Below are 771 nucleotides of genomic sequence, written 5' to 3' on the forward strand. Positions count from 1 at the left end.
GTGGGGCACACCGAAAACACTGCCGTTTGAACCCAAAGATCACGTGGATGTGGGCGAAGCCCTGGACGGCGGGCTGGACTTCGAGCGCGCGGCCAAACTGTCCGGCGCCCGGTTCTCCGTGATGAGCGGCGGGTTGGCTCGCATGCATCGGGCGCTGATCGATTTCATGCTCGACATGCACAGCGATGAGCACGGCTACCAGGAAGTCTATGTACCGTTTCTGGTCGGGCCGGAAGCCCTGCGCGGCACCGGGCAGCTGCCTAAATTCGCGGAAGACCTGTTCAAGATGGAAGGGGAGCGTGAGCTGTACCTGATCCCTACCGCCGAAGTACCGGTGACCAATCTGGCGGCGGACGAGATTCTTGAAGCGGACACCATGCCGCGCCGCTACACCTGCCACACGCCGTGTTTCCGTTCCGAGGCGGGCAGCCACGGCAAGGACACCCGCGGCATGATCCGCCAACACCAGTTTGAAAAAGTGGAGCTGGTGCAGATGGTGCGTGCAGAGGAATCCGATGCCGCTCTGGAAGCGCTCACCGGCCATGCCGAAGCGGTTTTGCAAAAACTGGATCTGCCTTACCGGGTGGTGATCCTGTGTGGCGGAGATTTGGGCTTTTCCTCGTCCAAAACCTACGACATCGAAGTCTGGCTGCCGAGCCAGCAGCGCTATCGGGAAATCTCTTCCTGCTCCAACTTTCAGGATTACCAGTCGCGCCGTATGCAGGCCCGCTGGCGTAATCCGGAAACCGGCAAGCCAGAATTGGTACACAC

The 771-nt window shown here is 60.6% G+C and carries 1 protein-coding gene; it reads left to right on the top strand.

Annotated features, from left to right (window positions below):
• Positions 1-771 (top strand): serine--tRNA ligase (gene serS, locus A3754_RS24020; protein ID WP_063521546.1); only part of this gene is annotated, 771 nt, incomplete at both ends.

The sequence above is a fragment of the Alcanivorax sp. HI0083 genome (genome assembly GCF_001635175.1).